At 72.0% G+C, this 4,016-nt stretch carries 4 protein-coding genes; 3 read left to right on the top strand and 1 reads right to left on the bottom strand.

All coding sequences use genetic code 11. The annotated features are described in order from the left end of the window. The coding region (locus EIO58_RS13880) for a class I SAM-dependent RNA methyltransferase (protein ID WP_164861712.1) at positions 1-1,036 on the bottom strand (1,036 nt) is incomplete at its 3' end. A 67-nt stretch (positions 1,037-1,103) separates the two neighbouring features. Between EIO58_RS13880 and EIO58_RS13875 the strand changes: the two genes are divergently transcribed. From EIO58_RS13875 to EIO58_RS13865, 3 genes are all read left to right on the top strand, one after another. Further along, positions 1,104-1,784, top strand: a complete 681-nt coding sequence (locus EIO58_RS13875) for a Maf family protein (protein ID WP_127820032.1) — start codon at positions 1,104-1,106, stop codon at positions 1,782-1,784. Between the two features lie 75 nt (positions 1,785-1,859). Beyond that, positions 1,860-3,626 (top strand): acetyl/propionyl/methylcrotonyl-CoA carboxylase subunit alpha, encoded by a 1,767-nt coding sequence (locus EIO58_RS13870; RefSeq protein ID WP_127820031.1) that lies wholly within the window; start codon positions 1,860-1,862, stop codon positions 3,624-3,626. 129 nt (positions 3,627-3,755) lie between these two features. Continuing rightward, positions 3,756-4,016: hypothetical protein (locus EIO58_RS13865; protein WP_127820030.1), on the top strand; the 261-nt coding region annotated here is incomplete at its 3' end.

Below are 4,016 nucleotides of genomic sequence, written 5' to 3'. Positions count from 1 at the left end.
CGCCGACCCACTCGGCGAGGTTCTCGCCGGCGTGGTCGGTGGCGCGCGCGTCGGACTCGACGCTCGTCACACGCGTGGACGTGCCGCCGAGGTCGCCGAGGGTCGCCGCGAACAGACCGACGCCACCGTAGAGATCGAGGTGCCACGCGTCCGGATCGATCGCAGGCCCGTCAGCCCGAGCCGTGCGAAGAACCGCGGCGACTCGCGTCGCGAGCGCGTGGGCCGCAAGCCGGTGAACCTGCCAGAACCCACCGGCGTCCACACGGAACTCGCGCCGGCCCACGCGTTCGACGACGACCTCGCGCGCCAGGTTCTTCTTGTCGGCGACCGGCCGTGGTGACGGATGCCGCTTCCCGCGCGCACCTGCCGGACGCGGAGCCCTCTCCGGCCTCGGCACCATGCGCACGAGACCGTCCGCCGGCTGCACGAGGTCGATGCGCCCGGGCGCATGGGTGCCGCTGCGGAGCCCGAGCGCCGCGCGCTGGACCTCCCCCGTCGCGAGCGGCAGGTCGTCGACCTCGACCACGCGGTGGCTGCGCGCCGCATAGGGTCCGATGCGACCGTCGGCGTCGACGTGCAGGCTCACCCGGGTGCGCCAGCCGGTGCCGTCGGGCGCCTCGTCGTCGATCACGTCGGTGTCGTCCGACAGCACGGGTCCGGCGGGCGACATCGTGACGGGGAACCCGGTGAGACCGCCGAATCGCTCCAGCGCCTCCAGCAGCACGCGCATCTTCAGTTCACGCTGGTGCGCGAGCTCGATGTGGCCGAAGTCGGCACCGCCGGGCCGGTTCTCCGGCGCGACGTCGACGTCGGCCTGCTGCCAGACATGCGGCTGCCGGTGCTCGGAGGCATCGAGCACCTCGAGCACCTCGCCGCGCCAGAACGACTTCTTCGCGGTGTCGGTGAGCCGTACCCGCACGCGCTCGCCCGGGAGGGTGTCGGGCACGAACACCACTCGCCCCTCATGTCGCGCGACGAACACCCCGCCGTGGGCGACGCCCGTGATCTCGAGGTCGATGACGTCGCCGGAATTCACCATCCGACGAGCCTACGCCGCCGCCGCCCGGCCGAAATGTTCCCCGAGCCCCGCCTACGCTGGTCGCATGCGCGTGTGCCTCGCCTCGACCTCGCCCGCCCGGCTCATGCTGCTGCGGCAGTTCGGCATCTGTCCCCTCACCGTCGCGCCCGACGTCGACGAAGAGGGCGTCATCTCGGCGGTCGAGGAGTCCGAGGGTCGCCGGCTCCCGCCCGACGAGCATGTGCTGCTGCTCGCGCGCCGCAAGGCGGCCGACGTCGCGGCCCGCCTGGCCGACGACATCCCCGACTTCGACGGCATCGTCATCGGCGGCGACTCGATGTTCGAGATCAGCGGAGAGGTGCTCGGCAAGCCCTACACGCCCGAGAACGCGGTGGTGCGGTGGCAGTCGATGCGCGGCCGCACCGGCGTGCTGCACTCGGGTCACGCCGTCATCCGCCTCGAGCCGGGCGCACCTCCGCGCGAGGTGCACGCGACGGCCGCGGCATCCGTCTCGTTCGTCGACGACGTGACGGATGCCGAGATCGAGGCGTACGTCGCGACCGGTGAGCCGCTGCACGTGGCCGGCGCGTTCACCGTCGACAGCCTCGGCGGCGCGTTCATCGAGCGGGTCGAGGGCGACCCCTCGACCGTGGTGGGGATGTCGGTCTCGGCGCTGCGGCGGTTGGTGCGCGCGGTCGGAGTGGACTGGACGGCGCTCTGGAACACGACCGACCCGTCACTCGGCGGCACTCCGACGTTGTCGTAGGAGTCCCACGTTTCTCGTCGGTTCTTGTACGAACCACTCAAAAGCCCGATCATCGCCGTCGGTAGGCTGGCATCCATGCCTCAGATCGCCAAGGTTCTCGTTGCCAACCGCGGCGAGATCGCCGTCCGCGTCATCCGCGCCGCCCGCGACGCGGGCAAGGCGTCGGTCGCCGTCTACGCCGACCAGGACCGCGACGCCCTGCACACCCGGCTGGCCGACGAGGCCTACGCGCTCGACGGCGTGACGAGCGCCGACACGTATCTGTCGATCGAGAAGATCCTCTCGGTGGCGCGCCGCTCGGGCGCCGACGCGGTGCATCCCGGCTACGGGTTCCTGGCCGAGAACGCCGACTTCGCGCGCGCCGTGATCGCCGCCGGCCTCGTCTGGATCGGCCCGAGCCCTGAGGCGATCGAGGCGCTCGGCGACAAGGTGACCGCCCGCGCGGTCGCCGAGAAGGTCGGCGCTCCCCTGGCTCCCGGCACTCCCGGTCCGGTCGCGGGCGCCGACGAGGTCGTCGCCTTCGCCGAGCAGGTCGGCCTGCCGATCGCGATCAAGGCCGCGTACGGCGGCGGGGGCCGCGGCCTCAAGGTCGCGCGCACCATGGATGAGGTTCCCGAGCTCTTCGAGTCGGCCACGCGCGAGGCGATTACGGCGTTCGGCCGCGGCGAGTGCTTCGTCGAGAAGTACCTCGACAAGCCGCGCCACGTCGAGACGCAGTGCCTCGCGGACGCCTCGGGCAACGTCGTCGTCATCTCGACGCGCGACTGCTCGCTGCAGCGCCGCCACCAGAAGCTCGTCGAAGAGGCGCCGGCGCCGTTCCTCACCGACGAGCAGAACCGCGTGCTGTACGAGGCCTCGAAGGCGATCCTGCGCGAGGTCGGCTACGTCGGCGCCGGAACGTGCGAGTTCCTCATCGGCGCCGACGGCACGATCTCGTTCCTCGAGGTCAACACCCGCCTGCAGGTCGAGCATCCGGTCTCGGAGGAGATCACCGGGATCGACCTGGTGCGCGAGCAGTTCCGCCTCGCCGAGGGCGAGGAGCTCGGCTACGACGACCCGGTCGCCGACGGCCACTCGATCGAGTTCCGCATCAACGGCGAAGACCCGGGGCGGGGGTTCCTGCCACAGCCCGGTCCGATCCACGTGTTCAAGACGTTCGGCGGGCCCGGCATTCGTCTGGATTCCGGAGTCACCGCCGGCGACACCGTTTCGGGCGCCTTCGACTCGCTGCTCGCGAAGATCGTCGTCACCGGCCGCAACCGTGCCGAGGCGCTCGAGCGCGCGCGGCGCGCCCTGGACGAGTTCGCGGTCGCGGGCCTGCCGACCGTGCTGCCGTTCCATCGCAAGGTCGTGCGCGACCCCGCCTTCACCGCCGAGAGCGGCGAGTTCGGCGTGTACACGCGGTGGATCGAGACCGAGTTCGTGAACGACATCGCCCCGTGGGACGGCGAGCTCGAGGCGCCCAAGCCCGCCGAGGCGCGCCACACGGTCGTCGTCGAGGTCGCCGGCAAGCGTCTGGAGGTGAGCCTGCCCGATCGGGTCGTGTCGACTCCCGGAGCAGCGGGTCGCCCCGCGGCCGTCCCGCCGTCGCGCCGCTCGCACGCCCCTTCGGTGGTGTCGGGCGCGTCGGGCGATGCGGTCAAGTCGCCGATGCAGGCCACCGTGGTGAAGTTCGCCGTCGAGGAGGGCCAGCAGGTCGTCAAGGGCGATCTCGTGGTCGTCCTCGAGGCGATGAAGATGGAGCAGCCCATCCAGGCCCACAAGGACGGCGTCATCGGCGGCATCAACGCCGACCCCGGCACGACGGTCTCGGCCGGCCACCAGCTGCTGACGATCAGCTGACGCGCATCGGGCGTGCGGCCCGAGGCATCTGCCGCGTTCGCGGGCGCGACACGCGCCTCCGCGGCACCGATTCCGCGTGGTGCGCCACCCGAGGGCGCGACCGGCGGACGGACGCGGCACAATGGCGGGATGGACGACGCCTCAACCGATGTCGACGCACCCGAGGTCTCGGCTCTCGCCATCAACGTCGTGATCCCGCCCGCGCTGCGCTGGACCGACATGCGCCGCGGCGAGGAGTTCGAGCTGCAGACGCTCACCGTACGGCTGCTGCCCGACGCGACGCTCGCGGTGAAGGCGTACGGCCGCCCCGTGGCGGGCGGGCGCGGTGCCTACGTCTCGTTCGCGATGCCCGACCGGCCCGAGCTTCGCGCCCTCGTCGAGGCCGCGGCC

Source organism: Microbacterium sp. CPCC 204701, from assembly GCF_004010105.1.
GTDB lineage: Bacteria > Actinomycetota > Actinomycetes > Actinomycetales > Microbacteriaceae > Microbacterium.
This window is presented reverse-complemented; position numbering and strand designations above follow the sequence as displayed.

Bases quoted from the DNA above. Each gene is read 5' to 3' on its own strand.
- EIO58_RS13870 (WP_127820031.1), top strand. From the start codon at position 1,860: ATGCCTCAGATCGCCAAGGTTCTCGTTGCCAACCGCGGCGAGATCGCC.
- EIO58_RS13875 (WP_127820032.1), top strand. From the start codon at position 1,104: ATGCGCGTGTGCCTCGCCTCGACCTCGCCCGCCCGGCTCATGCTGCTG.